The 19,992-nt window shown below is 43.7% G+C and carries 17 protein-coding genes; 8 read left to right on the forward strand and 9 right to left on the reverse strand.

Annotation, left to right across the window (positions count from 1 at the left end):
• Nucleotides 1-429: 429 nt before the first annotated feature.
• Nucleotides 430-1,878 (reverse strand): phytoene desaturase family protein, encoded by a 1,449-nt coding sequence (locus tag F0145_RS17910; protein WP_150090464.1) that lies wholly within the window; start codon nucleotides 1,876-1,878, stop codon nucleotides 430-432.
• Nucleotides 1,879-1,980: 102 nt separating this feature from the next.
• Nucleotides 1,981-2,958 carry a magnesium/cobalt transporter CorA gene (gene corA / locus F0145_RS17915; protein ID WP_150090466.1) on the reverse strand — a complete coding sequence of 326 codons (978 nt, stop codon included), beginning with the start codon at nucleotides 2,956-2,958 and terminating at the stop codon, nucleotides 1,981-1,983.
• 232 nt (nucleotides 2,959-3,190) lie between these two features.
• Here corA and F0145_RS17920 point away from each other — a divergent pair, with 232 nt between their 5' ends.
• Entirely contained in the window at nucleotides 3,191-4,078 is an 888-nt protein-coding gene (locus tag F0145_RS17920; RefSeq protein WP_150090468.1) for a DMT family transporter, read from the forward strand.
• 35 nt (nucleotides 4,079-4,113) lie between these two features.
• On the opposite strand, the gene F0145_RS17925 is transcribed toward F0145_RS17920, so the two are convergent.
• Nucleotides 4,114-5,199, reverse strand: a complete 1,086-nt coding sequence (locus tag F0145_RS17925) for a hypothetical protein (RefSeq protein WP_150090469.1) — start codon at nucleotides 5,197-5,199, stop codon at nucleotides 4,114-4,116.
• Nucleotides 5,200-5,452: 253 nt separating this feature from the next.
• On the opposite strand from F0145_RS17925, the gene F0145_RS17930 reads away from it, so the two are divergent.
• Together F0145_RS17930 and F0145_RS17935 are read left to right on the forward strand one after the other, a co-directional pair.
• A complete protein-coding gene (locus F0145_RS17930; RefSeq protein WP_150090471.1) occupies nucleotides 5,453-5,893 on the forward strand; it encodes a hypothetical protein in 441 nt (146 codons plus the stop codon).
• Nucleotides 5,894-6,184: 291 nt separating this feature from the next.
• A complete protein-coding gene (locus tag F0145_RS17935) occupies nucleotides 6,185-6,682 on the forward strand; it encodes a DinB family protein (protein ID WP_150090473.1) in 498 nt (165 codons plus the stop codon).
• Between the two features lie 278 nt (nucleotides 6,683-6,960).
• Here F0145_RS17935 and F0145_RS17940 read toward each other — a convergent pair whose 3' ends face one another.
• Both F0145_RS17940 and F0145_RS17945 read right to left on the reverse strand, forming a co-directional pair.
• On the reverse strand, nucleotides 6,961-7,983 hold the full coding sequence (locus F0145_RS17940) for a Gfo/Idh/MocA family protein (RefSeq protein ID WP_150090475.1): 1,023 nt from the start codon (nucleotides 7,981-7,983) through the stop codon (nucleotides 6,961-6,963).
• Between the two features lie 670 nt (nucleotides 7,984-8,653).
• The gene (locus F0145_RS17945; protein ID WP_150090477.1) at nucleotides 8,654-9,106 is read right to left on the reverse strand and encodes a hypothetical protein; all 453 of its coding nucleotides are present in this window, start codon (nucleotides 9,104-9,106) and stop codon (nucleotides 8,654-8,656) included.
• Nucleotides 9,107-9,692: 586 nt separating this feature from the next.
• On the opposite strand from F0145_RS17945, the gene F0145_RS17950 reads away from it, so the two are divergent.
• Nucleotides 9,693-10,262, forward strand: coding sequence for a hypothetical protein (locus F0145_RS17950; RefSeq protein ID WP_150090480.1), 570 nt, complete (start codon nucleotides 9,693-9,695; stop codon nucleotides 10,260-10,262).
• A complete protein-coding gene (locus F0145_RS17955) occupies nucleotides 10,252-11,121 on the forward strand; it encodes a glycerophosphodiester phosphodiesterase (RefSeq protein WP_150090482.1) in 870 nt (289 codons plus the stop codon). Before F0145_RS17950 ends, F0145_RS17955 begins: the two co-directional genes overlap by 11 nt.
• Nucleotides 11,122-11,370: 249 nt before the next feature.
• Here F0145_RS17955 and F0145_RS17960 read toward each other — a convergent pair whose 3' ends face one another.
• The gene (locus tag F0145_RS17960; RefSeq protein WP_150090484.1) at nucleotides 11,371-12,465 is read right to left on the reverse strand and encodes an AI-2E family transporter; all 1,095 of its coding nucleotides are present in this window, start codon (nucleotides 12,463-12,465) and stop codon (nucleotides 11,371-11,373) included.
• Between the two features lie 238 nt (nucleotides 12,466-12,703).
• Between F0145_RS17960 and F0145_RS17965 the strand changes: the two genes are divergently transcribed.
• On the forward strand, nucleotides 12,704-13,378 hold the full coding sequence (locus tag F0145_RS17965) for an MCP four helix bundle domain-containing protein (RefSeq protein WP_150090486.1): 675 nt from the start codon (nucleotides 12,704-12,706) through the stop codon (nucleotides 13,376-13,378).
• Between the two features lie 122 nt (nucleotides 13,379-13,500).
• Here the strand turns inward: F0145_RS17965 and F0145_RS17970 are convergent, their stop codons facing one another.
• A complete protein-coding gene (locus F0145_RS17970; protein ID WP_150090488.1) occupies nucleotides 13,501-14,523 on the reverse strand; it encodes a rod shape-determining protein in 1,023 nt (340 codons plus the stop codon).
• Nucleotides 14,524-14,928: 405 nt separating this feature from the next.
• The gene (locus F0145_RS17975) at nucleotides 14,929-15,429 is read right to left on the reverse strand and encodes an MOSC domain-containing protein (protein ID WP_150090490.1); all 501 of its coding nucleotides are present in this window, start codon (nucleotides 15,427-15,429) and stop codon (nucleotides 14,929-14,931) included.
• A 471-nt stretch (nucleotides 15,430-15,900) separates the two neighbouring features.
• Between F0145_RS17975 and F0145_RS17980 the strand changes: the two genes are divergently transcribed.
• Nucleotides 15,901-16,284 carry a hypothetical protein gene (locus tag F0145_RS17980; protein WP_150090492.1) on the forward strand — a complete coding sequence of 128 codons (384 nt, stop codon included), beginning with the start codon at nucleotides 15,901-15,903 and terminating at the stop codon, nucleotides 16,282-16,284.
• On the opposite strand, the gene F0145_RS17985 is transcribed toward F0145_RS17980, so the two are convergent.
• Nucleotides 16,241-18,511: a helix-turn-helix domain-containing protein gene (locus tag F0145_RS17985; RefSeq protein ID WP_150090494.1), complete on the reverse strand. Its 2,271-nt coding sequence runs from the start codon at nucleotides 18,509-18,511 to the stop codon at nucleotides 16,241-16,243. The genes F0145_RS17980 and F0145_RS17985 overlap by 44 nt on opposite strands.
• Before the next feature lie 336 nt (nucleotides 18,512-18,847).
• Here F0145_RS17985 and F0145_RS17990 point away from each other — a divergent pair, with 336 nt between their 5' ends.
• Complete coding sequence (locus F0145_RS17990; protein ID WP_150090496.1) at nucleotides 18,848-19,978, forward strand: SGNH/GDSL hydrolase family protein; 1,131 nt, start codon at nucleotides 18,848-18,850, stop codon at nucleotides 19,976-19,978.
• The last annotated feature ends 14 nt before the right edge of the window (nucleotides 19,979-19,992 follow it).

A 19,992-nucleotide genomic window follows, 5' to 3' on the forward strand; every position in this document is an offset into this window, starting at 1 on the left:
GTTATGCAGCAGACGGTAGTAACTCCGCTGCTCGGCTTCGCTCGCACTTAGCTGATGTATCACCACACTTTGCTTTTCTATTATCTTTTCTACTACTTGCTTGACCCGTCGCTCTATCCGAATGTTGCTAAATATTGCATCTGCCATTTACCTCCAACAGCTCCCCGCTCCATTTTGTGTCCTAATCGTAGCCCTAATTTAGGGAAGGTGCCCGGAGGGCGGAAGGGTTAATCTGCGCCAGAAGAAAAGCCAAACCGACTAAAGTTAGAAAGGCCGAAAAAGTACCACAGAATATCAAAGAGCTCTGAATAAATTACAAAGAACCTTCCTCTTAGAATAATACCTGAACAGCCTTTCTATGGAATATTGATTATAGAAATTGGTATCACTTGCCAATTACAGACTTGCCGGTAATTTATGCAACAAATATTATAAACTGGGTGTAGCCCGGATATTAAAGACGTCTTTTAGCGCCCGGCGGGCCGCGTGGTAGCCGCACATGCCGTGTACACCGCCGCCCGGTGGGGTAGCAGAAGAACAAATGTAAATGCCTTTGGCCGAGGTACGATACGGCGAAAGCCGCAAGGCTGGCCGGGTAAAAAGTTGCCCAATATCAATAATGCCGCCGTTTATGTCGCCGCCAATATAATTGCTGTTATAAGCCTGCATCTGGGCGGTGTTCATGACGTGGCGGTGCAGAATTAAATCCCGGAAGCCGGGGGCAAAGCGCTCAACCTGGTTTTCAATAGCGGCGGTCATGTCTTTTTCGGAACCGTTGGGTACGTGGCAGTAAGCCCAGGCAGTATGTTGTCCGGATGGAGCGCGGGTTGCATCGAACAAACTCTGTTGGGCCAGCAGTACAAAAGGCTTTTCGGAATGTTTGCCTTGAGAGGTTGATTTTTCCGAAGCGGCAATTTCTTCCAGGGTATTGCCTAAATGTACGGTGCCGGCCTGCCGGACTTCAGGTGCTGTAAAAGGAATGGGGCCAGCCAACGCCCAGTCAATTTTAAATACGCCCATGCCGTAGCGGTACCGTTGTAGTTGCCATTTATAAACCGATGAAAATTGGTGACCGGCAATTTGCAATAATTGTTTGGGGGTAACATCGAGCAAAACGGCGTGAGTAGCAGGCAATTCTTTTAAAGAACTTACATAAGTATTTGTTTCTATTTTTCCACCCAGCGAAATAAAATAAGCGGCTAATGCATCCGCAATAGACTGAGAGCCGCCTTTGGGCATTGGCCAGCCGTGCAAATGCCCCATGGCCATTAGTACCAGCCCAATAGCCGAAGTGGTAATATTAGATAAAGGCTGAATAGCATGCGCCGCCATGCCAGCCCAAAGCCCGCGCGCCTTGGTAGTTTTAAAGTAGCGGTTAGCCAGAAAGCTTGCCGAAGTAAGCGCCTTTAAGCCAAACCGGGCCATAGCAAACGGATTACTTGGAATGCGCAACGGTCCCAATATTGCGGTTGCCAATCCGGGCCAGTCTTTTATTAAAGGCGCTAACAAATTTTGATAAGCTTGCGCATCCGTTCCGAGTAAATGAGCGGTTTCGGTTAATGATTTGCCCAGGATAGCGGCAGTACCATCATCGAAGGGATGCGCCGCCGCAACAAGCGGGTAAATATATTCCAGGCCGTGAGCTTGCAGCGACAATGTTTTAAAAAAAGGCGACTCGGCGGCCAGCGGGTGAATAGCGGAACAAATATCGTGGGTAAAGCCGGGTAAGGTTAGTTCGGCGGAGCGTAACCCGCCACCAATGGTAGCTTTAGCTTCCAGCAACAAAACCGATAACCCAGACTTTTGTAAGGTAATGGCCGCGGCCAAACCGTTAGGGCCGCTGCCTACTACTACCGCATCAAAATCACGTTTAGTCAAATTATTTTATCTAAAATATAGCTGGCAAGGTATACTCATTTCCCCAATACAGGGTTAAAATATTCAGAATTATTCCGGATTAATAAAAAAATAGAATTGGGTTTACAGCCAGCCCGATTGCTTGAAATGCCGGTAAAGGAAAACACAGGTACCGGCAATAAATACCAGTACCACCGGGTAACCAAACCGCCAGTTTAATTCCGGAATAAATTCGAAATTCATGCCGTAAATGCCGGCAATGGCTGTGGGTACGCCCAGAATGGCCGCCCAACCGGCAAATTTTTTAGATACCTCGTTCTGCGAAATAGAAATAAGCGAGAAATTAACTTCGAGTACACTGGTAAGCAGTTCGCGGGTGGTATCTATCATTTCGTTTATCCGGATGGCGTGGTCGTAAATATCTCTAAAGTAGGGGCGGGTTTCTTCCGGAATAATGGTAGAGTCGAAGCGCATGAGGCGGTTACAAATATCTATCTGCGGCGAAACGGCTCGCTTTATTTCCAGCAGTTCCCGTTTTAGCTGGTAAATCTGGGTAATGGTTTCGCGGTTGGGTTTGCCGCTGAAAACATCAGCTTCCAGCTTTTCCAGTTCTTCGCCTAAGGCTTGTATAATGGGAAAATACTGATCAACAATGGCATCCATAACCGCATAAAGGGCAAAGAAGGGGCCTTTGCGCAACAGGTGCGGCGTACTTTCGCAGCGGGCGCGCACATCGCTGTAAGAAAAAGTAGAGCCATGCCGCACCGATACAATAAAATTTACGCCTACAAAAAAGTGGGTCTCGCCAAAAACAATTTCGCGCTGACCTTCCTGTAACTGGGCCGTGCGCAGTACAATAAAGAAAGTGTCGCCGTAGGTTTCAATTTTGGGCCGCTGGTGGGCGCGGTGGGCATCTTCAATGGCCAAGTCGTGTAAGCCAAATTCTTGCTGGGCTTCGGCCAGCAACGCTTCGTCGGGCTCGTTAAGGCCTATCCAAACAAATTTATCGGTTTGCTGGAGTATTTTGCCAATGTCGTTTATTTTGAGGTTGGCTATCCGGTGACCATTGGTATAGGCAGCACAATTTATGACGGCGCTCATGCTTCAATCTATAAAAAAAGTCTTTATTCTTTTACTTTTCTGCTATAAATAAAACTGCGTTTGCTTGCGAAGTGCGGCAATATTTAAATTAAAAATAGTTTTCAGGTTGATTTTCGATAACAATTATTAAAGACTACTAACCAGAAATATCTGGCGCAGAAACAGCAATATTTCATCCTACTAGTTTGGCGTTAAATTATTTACTTTGCCGGCGTAAATATTAAACCCAACTATGCGCCAGTTACTGCCCGGATTATTTTTTGCCATGCTGTGGGCTTCGGCATCGGTAGCAACCAAAATAGGCATCCAGGCCGCCGACCCGCTCGTGCTGGCTTTGGTCCGGTTTTTAATAGCGGGCAGCCTTATGCTGGGTTATGCTTATTTTTTAAAACCCGGCGGCAATCCGATGCCCCGCGGCGTACAATGGCGTTATATAATGGTGTTTGCGCTGCTGAATACTACTATTTACCTGGGCGCTTTTGTACTGGCATTAAAACAGGTTTCGGCGGGCATCGGCAGTTTATCTACGGCTACTAATCCTTTGTTTATTACTTTACTTTCGGCGGTTTGGCTGCGACGCACCTTAAAGTGGTACGAAGGAGCCGGTATTTTGCTGGGTTTGGCGGGTGTAGCTTTGGCCACTTACCCCTTACTGCAAACCAGCCACGCAACCCTTACCGGCTTAATAATATTGCTCACCGGAATGGTATCGGTTTCGGCAGCTACGGTTTATTATGCGCGCATAACCTGGAATTTGCCGGCTTTGGTTATTAACGGTTGGCAGGTATTAATTGGCGGTATTTTTCTGCTGCCTTTTACTTTGTTTACTGCCAATATTAGCGCCACCCGCTGGAATGCGCAGTTTTGGGGCGGCGTGTTGTGGCTCATCGGGCCGGTTTCGATTGTGGCCTTACAACTCTGGTTTTTCCTGGTGCGGCAAGACACGGTTCGGGCTTCGCTTTGGTTATTTCTTTGCCCTATATTTGGCTTTATTTATTCCTGGGCCTTACTGGGCGAGCCAATTACCGGTTATACATACGGCGGCACGGCTATGGTAATTGCCGGCTTGGTGCTGGCCCAACGCGAAAAACTCCGCCGGACTAAAATGGCGGAAGCCTGATGATAGGCAGTGATACATTTTTAATTGGTTAGGCTTTAACTTCTCTTCTTTAAATTGCCAGGGCTTTGTTTCCGCTGCACATTAACCACAATGCGGGGCTCGCGGGTAAGAATTGTTTTCAGGTTTAAACGTACCAAATCGCCCATATTATTGCACCGCAAAAACTCCTCTGACTGGTGATGTTCAGCCAAATCTTTTTTTAGCTGTTCTATTTTTTCGGCCGTCGAAATGGTGTCGGTACGCATAATATCAATTAAATCTTTCAGGCGGTAGCGGGCCAGTTTTAAACGGTGGTACAGCAGGGTGCGTTCTTCGCTTAAATATTGCTGCACGGTTTGGGGCTTCAGCAGTTTTAATACCAGTTCTACTACCTTGTTGTTGTCTTTAAAAAACTGGGGCAGGTACATAACCTTGCGGCCTTCGTACGATTGCTGGTCGAAATCGATGGAACGCACCCGGTACTGCTCGTCTTCAAAATCAGGCGTAACATCTATTACGTAGTTATAAGAGCGCATATCGCCGAGGAGCCGGATAAAGCAGCGTTCGTTAAATTTTACAAACTCTTTGGCAATGCGTACCAGGTTGGTATTGGGACGGTGCAAATATTCTTTTATAAACACGTCGCCGGGTATGCCGGCAATGTGCTCTTCAATTAGGGTTTCGCCGTCTACGAGGTAATTAATGCGGCTCGGCGATAATATATGCTCCAGTTCCAGACCGTAAATGCGGGAAGCATCGGCCCGTTTCACGTAAAAATAATCGTAGTTGTCGTTAAGCTGGTTTTTAATTTGTACCCGGAACGGATTGGTATTGCCGAAAGTACAATAATCAACGCGCGATACCTCTAAGTGCTCCATCACCGAAATATCGCCATCGGTTTTTAATAAGGCATAAATCATGGTTAAGCCCTGGTTTATTTCTTCGCGCAGGTGTTGTTCGTAAAGCACAATTTGCCACAGCGTATCTTGGCCTTGTTTATCGAAGTACGGAAAAGATTCGGTATAATGCGTAAGGTCTTCGTAGCCCAGGGGCAGCTTTCTTTCCCGGTCGTAGGTATGCAGGTATTTCCGCAGCTTTTTCGATACCGGGTAAACCAGCTTCTTTTTAGAAATAGTATGCACAGGTTAAATAATTTAAGGTAAATCTAAGCAAAATAATGGCTTGGTTTTACGGCCGTTTACGTTTATCTTATAAGCGTATAACGTTACAAATAATAAGCATACTATGCGCATTATTGGTTTTGTTATCGGGTTATTTCGCCAGAACCAGCCTGATGCATACGCCTGCTTCGTATTTAGTTCTGGCGCAGCTTCAATTACCCACTTAATAAAAAGCAGTGATATTTTAATAACTATAACTTTTAAATAAAACAGCATGAAGGTAATATTTATCCTGCCAATATTTTTATGGCTGTTAGTAGGTTGTGCCGAAAAAGCAGCGCCGGTGCCTAGCCTGGACGACCGCCTACAAGGAAACTGGAAAAGCACCTTTACCCGCAATTATTACGATGGCGCGGGTAACAAAATTTTTGAGGAGCAGGAAAACGATACTGTTACTTTTAAATTTACGAAAGGGTATGTTACCTTATCAAAGCAAAATGCAGCGCCGAAATCATCTAAGTATGTGTTACACGAGATAGAAGATGAAAAATATATTCTTCTGGACACACCCGGCGGTTCGCAACACTTAATTACCTTTTTAACCGAAGAAAGAATGTACTGGCAAGTAGCTATTACGCCCGATAATTATATAGAAAACGGAGTTACTAAGCGGGCTGCTAAAATGGTTGTGGTAACGGCATTTATTAAGCAATAGTAGCAGGCGTTTTCTCAGAACTTATTGGCTGATATTTTATGCCTGATAGCTTGGTGCTACTTGCGACAGGAATACTGAATTTTAGGGTAGCCTGAATTTTGAAAATAAAAAGCACCAGCCAATTTTTAAAAGCGCCGATTCCCTAGACCTGAATGCATCGCTGAAAATATTACCGGTGGAATATTAACAAGCTTCCGGTAAAAAAAGAATATTTTTTTATTTACCCGAAAAGCACTGCCATAGGGTTGTCACTGGAACAGCGTTTCTTTGCTTTATAAACAACTAAAAACTATGGATATTATTAAAATGTTCTCGAAAGAGTTGGAGCAGGAAGCCCAAACTACCCGCAAAATGCTGGAGCGTGTACCCAACGACAAATACGATTGGCAGCCGCACCCCAAAAGCATGACCATTAAACGGCTGGCTACCCACATTGCCGAACTGCCCGGTTGGGTGACCATGGCGCTTACCACCGATGAACTCGACTTTGCGAACAACCCGTACCAACCCGTAAATATTAACAACACCGAAGAATTGCTGGCCTATTTTGAAGAATCTTTAGCCGATGGCAGAGCTTCTTTGGCGCAGGCCACCGAAGAACCACTAACGCAACCCTGGACGCTGCGCAACGGCGACGAAATTTATAGCACCTCACCCAAACACGAAGTAATCCGGATGGCCTTTAGCCAGATTATTCACCACCGGGCCCAGTTAGGCGTTTATTTGCGGTTGTTAAATATTCCTATACCCGGCAGCTACGGCCCAAGCGCCGACGAAATGAATTTTTAAATAATTAGAAAAGCTGTTCTGCAATACGGAACAGCCTTTTTCTTTTAATTTTTTCCGGAATAATTTATACAGAATGAGTTGATTATTGTGCTTTAAAATAAAGCAAAGGCCGTACCTCCCACCGCGGTCATTCTGAAAGAATCTTATTAGCTGCCTACTGATAAGATTCCTCCGGAATGACCGCGTTGGGTTAGGATTCCTGAGAAAATATTAATAAAGAAGTTAACGCGCATTTTCTATTTGAAAGTAGTATTACCAGACCCAAACAAAGCGAAAGATTACACCTTTACGGGTTTACCTGTAGCGGCGGCTTCGTAAATCGCCATCATGAGTTTTACATCTTGTAAGCCTTCTTCGCCGGGTGTTTTGGGTGTTTTGTTTTCCAGAATGCACTCCGAAAAATGATCAATTTCGGCGGCAAAGTGGTTGTTTCCTTCTAATTTAATTTCTTCGGTGCCGGCATCGGTTTTAAGCGTAAGTTGGTGCTCGTTGTAATCGGTGGCGGGGTCGAGGGTAATATTGCCTTCGGAGCCGAAAGCCTGGAAGCGTTTTATCTCAAAAAAGCTGTAACTGGAACTGCAATTAGCCAATACGCCGCCCGGGAAACGTAAACTAAAAGTAATATTTTCTTCTACTTCATTAAAACGCGGGTCGTTGGGGGTGTTGCTCATCATGGCCGATATTTCAACGGGTTCTTCGCCAGTTAAGTAACGGCAAGCCTGCAAACTGTAAATACCAATATCCATGAGTGAGCCGCCGCCGGCCAACTTTTTATTAGTGCGCCATTTATCTTCCGGCTGATCGGGTTTTAAGGGGCGGCCGTGGTCGGAGGTAATTAGTTTTAGGTCACCAATTTTACCCTCCCGGATTAATTCTATGCACTTCAGGTTGTAAGTCTCGTACTGCGCGCGATAGCCAATCATGAGTTTTTTACCGGCTTGCCGGCAGGCTTCTATCATTTTCTGGCAATCTTCCACGCTGGTAGCCATGGGTTTTTCGCACATAATATGCTTGCCGGCCTGGGCGCCTCTAACGGTAAATTCGGCGTGTAAGCTGTTGGGCAAAACAATATAAATTACATCTACCGCCGGGTTGTCTTTTATAGAGTCGTAGTTCTGGTAATCGTAAATATTGCTGGCATCCAGGTTATATTCGGCGGCAATGCGTTTGGCTTTATCCGGCGAGCCGCTTACCAAAGCAACTAGTTCAGAATATTTACAATCTTTAAAAGCAGGTATTAATTGTTCGGTGGCAAATTTCCCCAGGCCCACAATGGCCCAGCCTAATTTTTTATTTTCCATAGTTTTCTGTTTGCGGGTGCCGGCAAGATAGTTTGTTTAGCCCAACGCTACTGAAAACGGAATTAAATGCGGGTGGTTACAAGCCCTCCCAGCCAAGTTCTGATTATAATATTGCCCCATCTCAATATTTTGCATCTGCTCGGTTAAGGTTGGTTGTTGGTTTTACCACCCCTAGCTCCTCCTAAAATAGGCGGGGAACTCCGCTGATGCGTTTTCTACGGCTAACTTTTCATAGTTAGTATTTCTTCAAAAATAATATTAATGGAAAGAGCAACAACCAGCAGCTACGAAGCAGACTACAGCAGTTTGGGCGATGAGGACCTTTTGGAAGATGCTCTTCTGGGTTTCCGGTGCGCAGCATTCCGACGTAGGAGGAAAGGAAAGATGAGCAGCCCGAATGACCAAACGGGCCCTCGCGGGCTAGAGCAAACTTAGGCTTTTAAATACAGTTAGCACCATCACCTTGAAAGATGAAATCTTTCGAAAGATAAAACCTAATTAATTTAATACCAGACTTTTAATAAAAGAATAAGGCAGCAGAGCCCTAAAAGAAGTGAATTAGTAGCAGAAAGAGAAAGTATAAGAGGGGATTTGTGAAAAAAAATCCTTACCAGCACAAAGTTGGTAAGGATTCAGGCATTTTTCTGGCTTTACAATTCATAACATCCGGTTATTTCAAATCTTTAAAATAACCAATGTTCGCATCATCTGTAATTTTTACCAGGAAGTTCTCTTTTTCATTTCTCAGGTTTACAAAGTAAGCTTCGTTGTTGCCAGTGTATTTGATAATTTCGCCCATTTGGTAACCCGGATAATGCTTAATCAGGCTTTTAATGGCAGTTGCCGGCAATTGGGTAACTTCTATCAGTTGGGTAGTAGCTACGTACTCGTTTACGCGGTTGTAAAAGGCAGTCATTTGTACGCCGTCTTTCACAAATGTAGCTTTCTTAAACCTTGCAGATGAAGACCATACCACGTTTTCGGCATCGGCAAGCTCGCTCGAATATTTAACTTTAGCGGGAGCGTTGTTTTTAGCTTCTTTTCCTTCGTCGTTAACGGTTTTGGCAAATGAGCCCACTGATAACCCCGTCATCAATAAGGCAGTGTAAATAACTTTTTTCATAATAGTAATATTTATTTTCGTTACAAATGTATGCTACTATTACGTGTATGTCAATAAAAAAGCTGTTTTTTTAAATTTAATTTAGAATAAATCGAAACTATTTAAAAATATATCAAAATAGATGGTTGAGATTTAATGGCTCAAAATGGAACATTGCTTTTGCCGTATATTTTCTAATATTATTGTTTAGTAATATAAAACTAAAGTTAAAAGGTTCGAATTTTGAATCATTTACAAAATATAAATTGTATTTAGCCATTATGTTGTAAAAAATGCAGCTAAATCAGTTTTTAAAGCTTGTTGTTACAGCAGGAGCCGGGTAGTTAATTTTTAAGAACCCGCAATAACTGCAAAGCAGATATTATAATTATGGTTTGGCAGGAGGGCATTGGGGTGGTATAAGCTGGAATTAACCCGATTTTCGGTAATTAGAGTAAGGTTAATTCTGCATTTTATCTTTTACCTTTGTTATAAATTTGGCAACGCCATCGGGTAATTAAACAAAAATCAAAAATTCGGTTCGGTAATATAATCTGCTATTGGTAATTGCGCTTAACTGTTACCGTTTGGCGCTCCTGAAAAATTAATGAAGACAATTGGTTTATATTTATTATTAGGGATGTTGGGAATATTTGCCGGGCAACCAATTGCCTGGGCACAGGTGCCAGCACCCAAAATTCAGGTGGGTAGTTCGCTGAGTACGAGTTTATCTTATACCGGCCTGGGCGTTTCGGCGGGGCTAAGTGTTAAAAGAAATAACCTGGCTTTAACGGTTGGCCCCCGTTTTTTGCTCACCGATAGTTACCGGCTGGCTTCCGGGCCCTGGGGTGGCGCAGCAGCTTTCTATTACTATACTTCTTTTTCGGCTAACCAACGGTTGCAGGGCTTTGCCAACATAGATTACCAGAATTCTTTTCAGCGGCCTTACTGCCCCACCGGCGATTGCAGTGACAAGCGCAATATTACCCACGAAATAAGTTTGGGCTACGGTTTACAATACAGCCTGAGTGCACGGCTCGCCATATTTAACGCTATTAACGTGGGCCTCTACCACGAGTCGGTTTCCAGTCGTTTCCGCGACGATAATTTGCAGGTGCAGGGTTTAAATATGCTGGTTAAATTAGGGCTTGCTTATCACTTCGGAAATGAAATTTAAACAAGCATGCTTGCTACTGGCGGCTGGTTTGGCAGGGTTAACTGGGTGCGAAAAAATAGAACCAGCTAAGATTCAGAACCTCAACAATGGCAAAATATTGGTTATCGGGCATGGTGGCGGCGGCTTTCAGTCGTACTTTAACCCGTTGCCGGCCAATAGCCTGCTTGGTATAAGCCAAGCCATTGAGGGTTTGCAAGCAGATGGGGTGGAAGTGGACGTGCAACTTACCGCCGATAACCAATTAATTTTGTACCACGACGAATTTCTGCAAAGCCAAACTAATTGTTCGGACTGTATCTCGGGCCAGACGGCCGAAGAAGTTTTGAAATGCCGCTACAACCGGGATGTAAGTAATTCTTTAAGAAATCAGGAAAGACTAATTACCCTGGAAACGGTGTTGCAAAAATTTGCCGGCTACCCGCAAAAGCCCCAAATTCATATTGATATTAAACTGCTGAATAGCTGTAATCTAAAGAAAGTACCCCACGTTGTGGATTTTGCAGAAGCTATTGCGGCCTTAATAAATAAATATAATGCTTATTCCTGGACCCACGTAGAAACCAGTTCGGTGCTGATGGTACAAGCGTTACAGGCCCAGGATAGCCGTTTGTGGATATCGCTTTATACCCGATACCCCGATACCGATATTCCGGTGGCGGTGCAATTAGGCGTTAAAGGTATTACAGTGTTTAGCTACGAAATTACCGGCACCCAGGTACAGGAAGCGCACCGGCAAGGTTTATTTGTAACGGTACTCGGTATAAAATCGCGCAGTGGCTTGGTAAAAGCTATTCAGAAAAACCCCGATGCCATTCAAACCGATAATATTCCGCTTCTGATAAATATTCTGCACGATTAAGTACTGATGTTTGAGGATTTAAATAAAGATTAAATTTTACCTTGCTTTGGTTTATTGATCCAAATCTTATCATTCAGGAGGAACCTATTTGGTTACTTGCTAAATAGTTTCCTCCCGGAATACTTGTATTCCCAGAATGATAGAGCGTGAATTACTTATACTTTTAATTCTTTACGTGTTAGTATCTGAGAAATAAAACGGTTTCTAAATATTGAAGTCAAGGTTGGATTTACCTTCTTGCCGGAATATTTAAGTGCCGTTGCTGTTTTCGTCTTTGCCCAGTAGGTAGCCGTAGGGCCGGAGTTTATTTACGTGGTCGAAAATAACTTTGGCAATGCCCAGGTACGGAATAACCAGAATCATGCCGGCTACACCCCAAATAAAGCCCCCCAGCAGCAAGCCTATAATAATGGCCATAGGGTTTAGCCGTACCTTGGCGCCGGTAATATTAGGCGTTAGAAAATAGCTTTCGCTTAGTTGCACCACCAGAAAAAATATTCCAATAATTAATGGCATAGACCACGAATCGCGGGTAATTAACGCATAAACCACCGGAATAAGGCTGCCGCCCACCGAACCCACATAGGGTATAATATTTAAAATACCCGCCAGTATCCCGAAAAACAAAGCGTGCTCCAAACCAATTAGCATCAGCCCCAGCGTATTTACCACCGATAATATTAAAGTTACCAAAAATACCCCGGCAATATACGAGTTGGCTACCTGGGCAATATCGTTAATAATGGCGCTGGGGTGGCTGGTGCCCTCTGCCGCTACAATCAAGTACGGGTCGTGGTGCTGGTAAGCGCCAAACAGCATGTATACAAAGTTTTTGAGTTTGGTCCGGTAAAACAAAAACACCGCCGTTAAAATCATTACCAGAATAAACTTTATCAGAATAGTGCCGGAAAAACGAAGTACAGTTTTTAAAGAAGAAGCTATTGTTTGCACCGATATTTTCAGCTCCTGCCGGATGTATTCCATCTGCTGCTGATTGGTGAGGTTAAATTTATCTATAATAAAGGCGTGGATTTGTTCTAATTTATCGGCCAGGGTTTTACCCAGTTCCGGAAGGTCGTTGGTGAGGTTGCCAATTTGGTTAATGAGTAAGATTAGTAAAATTACCAGCACAATTACAATGGCAATAACACTAATAACTGCGGCCCACAACCTTGGAATACCCCATTTTTCGAGTTTATGGCTAACGGGCACCAGCAACATGGCAAATAAACCGCCAATGGCCAACGGTTTTAAAAAAGGCGCGCCCAAGTGTAAAAAACTAAAAAACAGCAAAAATGCCAGCATAACCCGGTTAAATTTCTGCAAAGTAGTAGGCCTTGCCATTTTGGTTTAGGTTAAGGGTGCATTCGGATGTACTGATTACATCTTTTTTAGTTATTGTAAGCTAAATAATAATTGTAAATCGTTAATAAATAAGAACTTGTTAAAATATCAGCTAAATTAACTGCACATTACCTTACGCCAACAACAAACCCGCACCAGCGGGAATTAACCTTAGCACAAATGAGGTTATATAGAAAGAAACTCGTATATTAAATATTATTTAGGAAAGGAGATTATTATGAAGTGGCTATATAGTATTCAACAAAAATCTAAAACTGCTCTCTTGTTGCTGGCAATAGTAGTTACCATTATGGGTAGTAATTTTTTAGAGAAGAAATATTTTACCGATATAAACGAATCGGTTTCGTCTATTTACAACGACCGGCTGATACCGGCCGCCGAGCTTTTTCATGCCAACGATATTATGTACAGAAAGCGGTTGGCTTTGGAAAAATATTTGATTAACCCGGCCAGTCAGGATTTTCGATTAATTAAAAAGCAACTGGCGGCGCATAACAGCCAAATAGATTCGATTATTCTGGCTTACGAATCTACTTACCTGGTAGATGAAGAAAGTACCAGTCTGAATCATTTTAAAGCCAGCGTGCGCCAGTACAACAAATTAGAAACCGAATATTTAACTAATAAAGAAAGCTTAGCGGCAGATACCTACGAGAAAGAAATGGGGCCTTTGTTTTTAGCTATTCATAAAGATTTGGTGCAGTTGAGTAGTATTCAAACCAGCGTGGGCAAAGAATTAATGAATGGCTCCCAGCATATTTCGAGTGGCGCTTACATGATTAGTAACCTGCAAACGGCTATTGTAGTAGTAATTATGCTAGTGGTATATGGCTTGCTGTTAACCTCCCGCACTTTAATACCCAAAAAATTTCAGAAATTTCACTTAAATTAAATAAGTAAGAAGTTTTAAGTGATAAGTTATAAGTAATAAAGACGTTCCCCGGCTAAGAGGAACGTCTTTTATATTTTATAAGGCTTTGTATAAAAGCAGCCTAAATAAATAAGGCGCCGGTTTTAACGCATTAAAAAGTTAAAGCGGCCTACGTTTTTCAGGGCTACGCCGGTACCCCGGGCTACCGCGCGGAGCGGGTCAGGGGCAATATGCACCGGCAGTTTGGTGCGGAGCGAAATGCGCCGGTCCAGGCCGCGCAGCAAAGCTCCGCCGCCGGTTAAGTACATACCGTTCTGGTAAATATCCGAAGATAATTCCGGGGGCGTAATTTCCAGCGCTTTCATAACGGCTTCTTCAATCTTGGCAATCGATTTATCCAGGCACTCGGCAATTTCAGAGTACGTTATTTTTATTTCCTTCGGAATACCCGACATCAGGTCGCGGCCCAGTACGGCAATATCATCGGGTGGTTCCTGTAGTTCGCTTAGCGCCGAACCTACGGATATTTTTATCATTTCGGCCGTACGAATACCAATCATGAGGTTGTGCTGCTGCCGCATAAATTGCATTATTTCGGAGTCGAAGGTTTGGCCGGCAATCCGGATAGACTGGTCGCAAACAATGCCGCTCATGGCAATTACTGCAATTTCGGTGGTGCCGCCGCCAATATCTATAATCATGTTGCCGGTAGGTTCTTCTACATCAATGCCAATGCCAATAGCGGCTGCCATGGGCTCGTGAATGAGGTAAACTTCTTTCGCACCGGCAATTTCGGCAGAGTCGCGGATAGCTCTTTTTTCAACCTCGGTAATACCCGCCGGAATGCAAACCACCATGCGCAACGACGGCGAAAACCAATGCCGTTTCATGTTTACCATTTTTATCATGCCCCGAATCATGTGCTCGGCCGCATTAAAATCGGCAATAACGCCATCGGTTAAAGGCCTTACCGTTCGTATATTTTCGTGGGTTTTCCCTTCCATGCGCATGGCTTTATGCCCAATGGCCAGTACTTTGTTGGTAGTACGGTCAAAAGCCACAATTGCCGGTTCATCTACTACTACTTCATCGCGGTAAATAATTAATATATTAGCAGTACCCAGATCAATGGCTATGTCGTGCGTTAAAAAATTGAAAAGACCCATGCAATACTTTTTAAACCGGTAATAAATATTTATTAACTATACTAACTCTGTACAACGAAAGAATAGTATATGTTAGTAAGCGCTTGTGCTGTAGCAGCAGCCGGGCTTAGGCGGCAGTAACGTTTCAGCGGTTTGATTCAGAGGAATATAACTGTGTAAATACCACGAAAAAAAATCTGCCAACCCTTTTTACCAGCTTGCTTCTAATGGGTGCAAATATAATTTATTTATTCCTGATGCCCGAAATATTTCGGCTTTTGGCTCAAAAGGTTAGCGGTTAAAGAGTTTGCTGTTCTGGGAGCAAGGCCAGAATATTCCGTTGCAGCCATTCTGTTATATTTTTAACCGGGTTATAATCGGTAGCAGCTGCAATTTATATTCAGCTAAAAATTAACCCAAGCTTTTTTACGCCAGCCGCACAACATCGCCTACTTTAAGTAACCCGCCTTGTAAAATGCGGGCCGTAATGCCGCCGTGGCCGCGCATGGCATTGTAGCCGCCGGGGCCCAGGTTTTCTTCCATGCGCGAGCACGGATGGCAAAGGCCGGTATATTCGAGCAAAACTTCGCCTACCCAAAATTGCCGGTCTTTCAGGGCTAATAAATTTAAACCCGCTACTACCAGGTTCCGCCGGATTAAGCCAGGGTCCAGGTTAGGAATATTCATTATCGCGGCTACAGTAGTTAAGTGTTCGGCCTGAATAAGGGTAACTTGCCGTTTGCTGCCGGGTTTACCTGCGTAATGGTCGCCGGCCAGGTGGCGGTTGGTTAGGGCTTCTACGGTGGTAACCGCAACAGGCGTTTGGCGGCGTTCCGGCCGAATGCCAATCCAGGTGATGCGCCCGGTTTGGGGCATTGTATCCATGAGTTTACCCAAAACAGAACCTTCGGAAGCCGGAAATGCCATGTTGATTTTTTTAACTTTATTAGAATACCGCCTTGCCTGGCTTAATGTTTTTAAATCTAAATATCTGCTATTACGCAAAAGTTAATAATAGAATTTTAAGTAATTCACACGTGTCATTCAGGAGGAACCTATTTAGCAAGCAGCCAAATAGATTCCTCCTGAATGACACAAGTGGGCTCAAGACAAAAGTTCATCTTTCCCGAATTATTGTGTAGCATCAGTAAATAAGAAGGCTTTAGAACAAAATAAAAGCCATAATCTATCGGAATTTGTTAAAAATAATTAATCTACTTTTAGGCTTTAATACAGGTGTTTTTAGCCTATTTTTGGCCAGTAGCTAGCGTTACAAGTGGCCTAATAATTTTCTGCTGAACGGCTAAACCAGCTTTATTATTGTGTTTGTCTTTTCAGAATATTCTCTCATATTTGAATAAATAATACAAGGTTTTAAACTGATTATTATATATATCTATGCTAATATTTCTGGTCGAAGTAGCGCTAATTCTGTTTTTAGTAGTAGTTTATTTAAGAAAAGAATTAGAAATAAGCATGCGGGACTTTCGGCACGGCGATGTTATTTGGGTACGCGATCGTTCTTTAAAACCCGAGCGCGCCGTACTGTCTAAATGGAACGGAAAAACGTTTTGTTATATGCTGGATGGTAGTTGCGATTTACGGTTTAAAAAGTGGTTTTTCCTGGCCCGAAACGAATCTTACCAGGAACGGGAAAAGGAGAATGCCAATTTAGATAATAAAATTAAAGTTACCGGCCTGGCTGGTTTTAGCCGGGCACAGGCCTGGCAATTATTTCTTATTTATTTTCTGCTCCCTTGGCAAAAGCCACCGCAAACCTAATATCGGTATAAGAGAATTCATCGCCCAGCAATTGTTTTATCGGCGAAAGCTGGTCGGTATCTACGGTGCGGGCTACAATTAATATTTGCTCTAGTTTTACCGGGTCCAGGAACGTTTCAATGGGAATAGCGCCGGCTTGCACGTAGCGGGCTAGGTGTCCTTCAATAGTAGTTTGGGCTAAGCCCCGCGTAGCCGCAATTTCCGAAATGCTTAATCCTTCGCGGTACAGCCGGTAGCTTTCTTCCTGGGTTTGCCCTTTTTCTTTCTTTTCACCTTTTTCTTTTGGTTCGGCATTATTCGTGGTTCGGCTTTTCCGGGTACGCGTTGGCAGGGCATCTTCTATTTGCTGCTGGCGTTCCTGGGTGGCTACATTTGGTACGGCCTCTTTGGTTAGCTCTTTGCCTTCTTTAAAAGAGCTGAGCAGGGCCGTGGCTTTTTCGAGGTGTTGCTGCAACCGGAATATTTGCGATTCGAGTTCTTTTAGTTCGGCTTGGTATTGCTTTGTTTTTTTCTCCTGGGCTACTTTCCCGGCTTGCGTTAGCACACTGCTGCTTAGTTCTTTCAGGCGGGGCCGGAAATATTCGGTAGCGGCGCGGATGCGGGCTTCCAGTTGTTCCAGGTTTAGCGGTTGCTGCTCTACCAATCCGGCCAGTTGTTGCCCAAACTTATCGGCTACTTCTTTTTCCTTCCGGAATATTGCTTCCAGTTCCTGGGCCCAAGGTAAATATTTTTGCCGCGTAGAGCGTTGTTCGTCTTTGGTGTAATTGGCCAAATGCTGCCGCAAATGCCCGGCACAAAGCGCAAAATCGAAACAGCGCCGCAACGAATTTTTCAGGAAAGCCTGCGATTCGGTTTTCAGTACGCTTTCTAATGGCTCCTGACCTGTGCTGCCGGCAAAACCCGTAATGGCCTGATCCTGGTTGGGGAGCACCGATGGTACCGGCGAACTAAGTACCAGCCCTTGAAGCGATACCAACCGGGAGAGCGCTACATACACTTGCCCCGGCGCAAAAGCGCTGCCCAAATCCAGAACGGCTTTCTCGAAAGTAAGCCCCTGGCTTTTGTGCACCGTAATGGCCCAGGCCAGCCGCACCGGATATTGCCGGAAAGTGCCCAGTACTTCTTCTTCTACCTCGTTGGTGGTTTCGTTAAAACGGTACCTGATATTTTGCCATTCGTATTTTTCTACCTTTACTTTTGTTTTATCGTCCGGAAATTCTACCTGAAAACCATCTTCATTAATATCGGCTATTTTGCCAATTCTGCCGTTGTAAAAACGTTTCTCGCCGGTAGGATCATTTTTAATAAACATTACCTGGGCACCGGGTTTTAATTCCATGGTGGCTTCCAGCGGAAACATGTGTTCGGGGTAATCTTTATCTATTTCGGCCTGAAAATAATACGATGTGCCCGGCAATTTTTGCAGTGCTTCGCGGTTAACCGTATCGGCTTTGTGGTTGTGGGTGGTGAGCAGAATGTAAGGGTCGTTGGGGGCGGGCCGGAAGCCGGGTTGGTAGTGGCGGTTCAGCAGTTCGGCATCTTGCGGCAGCAACCGGTTATGGCGCAAATTATTCAGCAACTTTATAAAAGTATCGTCGGACTGCCGGTAAACTTTGTCTAGTTCAATATACAGCGGCTTGTGCGGCCCTTGCAGACACTGGGCATCGAAGAAAAACGGACTGTTGTAATACTGTTGCAGCACTTGCCATTCCTGGTCTTTTACCACCGGGGGCAACTGCAATAAATCGCCGATAAAAAGCACTTGTACTCCGCCAAAAGGCATATTGCCCTGCCGCCGTACTACCTGCAACACCGTGTTAATGGCATCGAGTAAATCGGCCCGAAGCATACTTACTTCATCAATTATTAGTAGTTCCAGTTCCTGCAACAGCCGCCGCTTGTTACCTCTAATTTGCAAGCCCCTGATAAGCGACTCGCGGGTATTAAAATGCTGGTTGTTATGGCTGGCCGGTAATTTGGTATCGGGTAGGTAAGCGCCAAATGGCAACTGAAAAAGCGAGTGCAACGTTACGCCCCCGGCGTTGATAGCGGCCACGCCCGTAGGGGCGGCAATTACCGCCTGCTTGTGCGTGTGGTTGGTAATGTAGCGCAGAAAAGTGGTTTTGCCCGTGCCCGCCTTGCCTGTTAAGAATACGTGGCGGTGCGTGTTGTTTACGAACCGGGCGGCTAACGCGGCAATATTTTTATCGGTGGTGGTGATGCTCATTGTTTAATTTTTTGCTAATAAAGCTTAAAATTGGCTTTACTTAAATACGTAAATTTCTGCTATATCTCTACCCAAAAGAAGCAAAACCCTTGGCAGTAGAAAATATTTATTTAGTTTAATATTTAAGCAAGTATTTATAATTATTTTCTTCGCTGGTGCGGGCGAGCTTGCAACTGGTGCCAGCGGAAGAATCTTTTATTTTTATTCTTTTTATCTTTACCTAAACCTGCCATAAACTAAAAATTAGATGGCCGGCAAATTTCTTTAACCTAAATAATAACCCTATTTTTCAAAGGTATCTGATTATACCGGCCAACATCTACTATACCTGCTTAAATGCTGAAATATTACAAACAAACCGCCATAATCTTTTTAAATACGCTCATCTTTTTGCTCCTGCTAAATTTTATTTTAGCTGTTTTTTATTCTTATAAAGAAAAGAACCAGGCAAATTACGATAACCAGATAACGCAGAAATACGGGAAAGAAGCGGTTACAAAGGCGTATCCCCATTTATCTTATTCCCAAATAAACCAATTGCTAACAGAAACCTGGAACCGCCCTTTGGCATACAATTATTACACTACTTTTAAAGAGAAGCCTTTTAAAGGCACTTATGTAAATATCCATTCTGCCGGCTTCCGGTTTATTAAAGACCAAAGCGCCTGGCCAATCGATACAAGTAAATACAATATTTTTGTTTTTGGGGGCTCTACCACTTTTGGCTACGGCGTAGCCGATCAGGAGACGATACCCTCTTATTTGCAAAACCTGTTAAATAAAAACAGCCGGACAAAAAAACAAATTGCCGTTTATAACTTCGGGACAGCATTTTATTACTCGGTGCAGGAAAAGCTTTTTTTTGAAAAATTGATTTACCAAAATCAGGTTCCGGATTTAGCTATATTTATTGATGGCCTAAATGATGTTGGGGTATTTGCAGAGCCTTCTTATGCCACCGAAATGCGAAATTTGTACGAAGGCAAACCTGGTTTCTTTTTACAAAAATGGGTTAAGCAAATACCTTTAATGCGGTTGGTTTACGCCATACAAGGCCGAATTTTAAAAAATACCGAAGCGAATATTCCGGACTTTTGCGCACCCAGCCATTTAGAAAGGTGTTACAACAGATATATTCAGACTAAAAGCATGATAGAGGCCGTTGCCAGTCAAAAAAGAATAAACACCTTATTTGTTTGGCAGCCTTCTTCCCGCTACCTGTATTTCCCGAAAGAAGATTTGTTTGGTGTCCGTAATGCCTATAATCCGAACTCCCGGGATTGTGCTTACACTTACTTTTTCAAGAACTTAAAGGAATTAGAAGCGCAAGGAAATTTCATTTGGCTGGCTGATATGCAAAAGAATAAAAAACAAAATTTGTACGTAGATAAAGTGCATTATTCGAACAAGCTGAATTTTATTATAGCCGATACCCTGGCTACTTACCTTTCTCAGAACCTGTTATAATATAAGGCTATTCT

The organism is Adhaeribacter rhizoryzae (assembly GCF_008629685.1).
Taxonomy (GTDB): Bacteria; Bacteroidota; Bacteroidia; order Cytophagales; family Hymenobacteraceae; genus Adhaeribacter; species Adhaeribacter rhizoryzae.

What these genes read in the sequence shown, in the direction of transcription:
- F0145_RS17990 (WP_150090496.1), top strand. Translation starts at nt 18,848, where the DNA reads ATGCTGAAATATTACAAACAAACCGCCATAATCTTTTTAAATACGCTC.
- F0145_RS17930 (WP_150090471.1), top strand. Translation starts at nt 5,453, where the DNA reads ATGAAGGTAATATTTATCCTGCCAATATTTTTATGGCTGTTAGTAGGT.
- F0145_RS17970 (WP_150090488.1), bottom strand. Translation starts at nt 14,523, where the DNA reads ATGGGTCTTTTCAATTTTTTAACGCACGACATAGCCATTGATCTGGGT.
- F0145_RS17960 (WP_150090484.1), bottom strand. Translation starts at nt 12,465, where the DNA reads ATGGCAAGGCCTACTACTTTGCAGAAATTTAACCGGGTTATGCTGGCA.
- F0145_RS17955 (WP_150090482.1), top strand. Translation starts at nt 10,252, where the DNA reads ATGAAATTTAAACAAGCATGCTTGCTACTGGCGGCTGGTTTGGCAGGG.
- F0145_RS17975 (WP_150090490.1), bottom strand. Translation starts at nt 15,429, where the DNA reads ATGGCATTTCCGGCTTCCGAAGGTTCTGTTTTGGGTAAACTCATGGAT.
- F0145_RS17920 (WP_150090468.1), top strand. Translation starts at nt 3,191, where the DNA reads ATGCGCCAGTTACTGCCCGGATTATTTTTTGCCATGCTGTGGGCTTCG.
- F0145_RS17980 (WP_150090492.1), top strand. Translation starts at nt 15,901, where the DNA reads ATGCTAATATTTCTGGTCGAAGTAGCGCTAATTCTGTTTTTAGTAGTA.
- F0145_RS17935 (WP_150090473.1), top strand. Translation starts at nt 6,185, where the DNA reads ATGGATATTATTAAAATGTTCTCGAAAGAGTTGGAGCAGGAAGCCCAA.
- F0145_RS17985 (WP_150090494.1), bottom strand. Translation starts at nt 18,511, where the DNA reads ATGAGCATCACCACCACCGATAAAAATATTGCCGCGTTAGCCGCCCGG.
- F0145_RS17940 (WP_150090475.1), bottom strand. Translation starts at nt 7,983, where the DNA reads ATGGAAAATAAAAAATTAGGCTGGGCCATTGTGGGCCTGGGGAAATTT.
- corA (WP_150090466.1), bottom strand. Translation starts at nt 2,958, where the DNA reads ATGAGCGCCGTCATAAATTGTGCTGCCTATACCAATGGTCACCGGATA.
- F0145_RS17945 (WP_150090477.1), bottom strand. Translation starts at nt 9,106, where the DNA reads ATGAAAAAAGTTATTTACACTGCCTTATTGATGACGGGGTTATCAGTG.
- F0145_RS17965 (WP_150090486.1), top strand. Translation starts at nt 12,704, where the DNA reads ATGAAGTGGCTATATAGTATTCAACAAAAATCTAAAACTGCTCTCTTG.
- F0145_RS17950 (WP_150090480.1), top strand. Translation starts at nt 9,693, where the DNA reads ATGAAGACAATTGGTTTATATTTATTATTAGGGATGTTGGGAATATTT.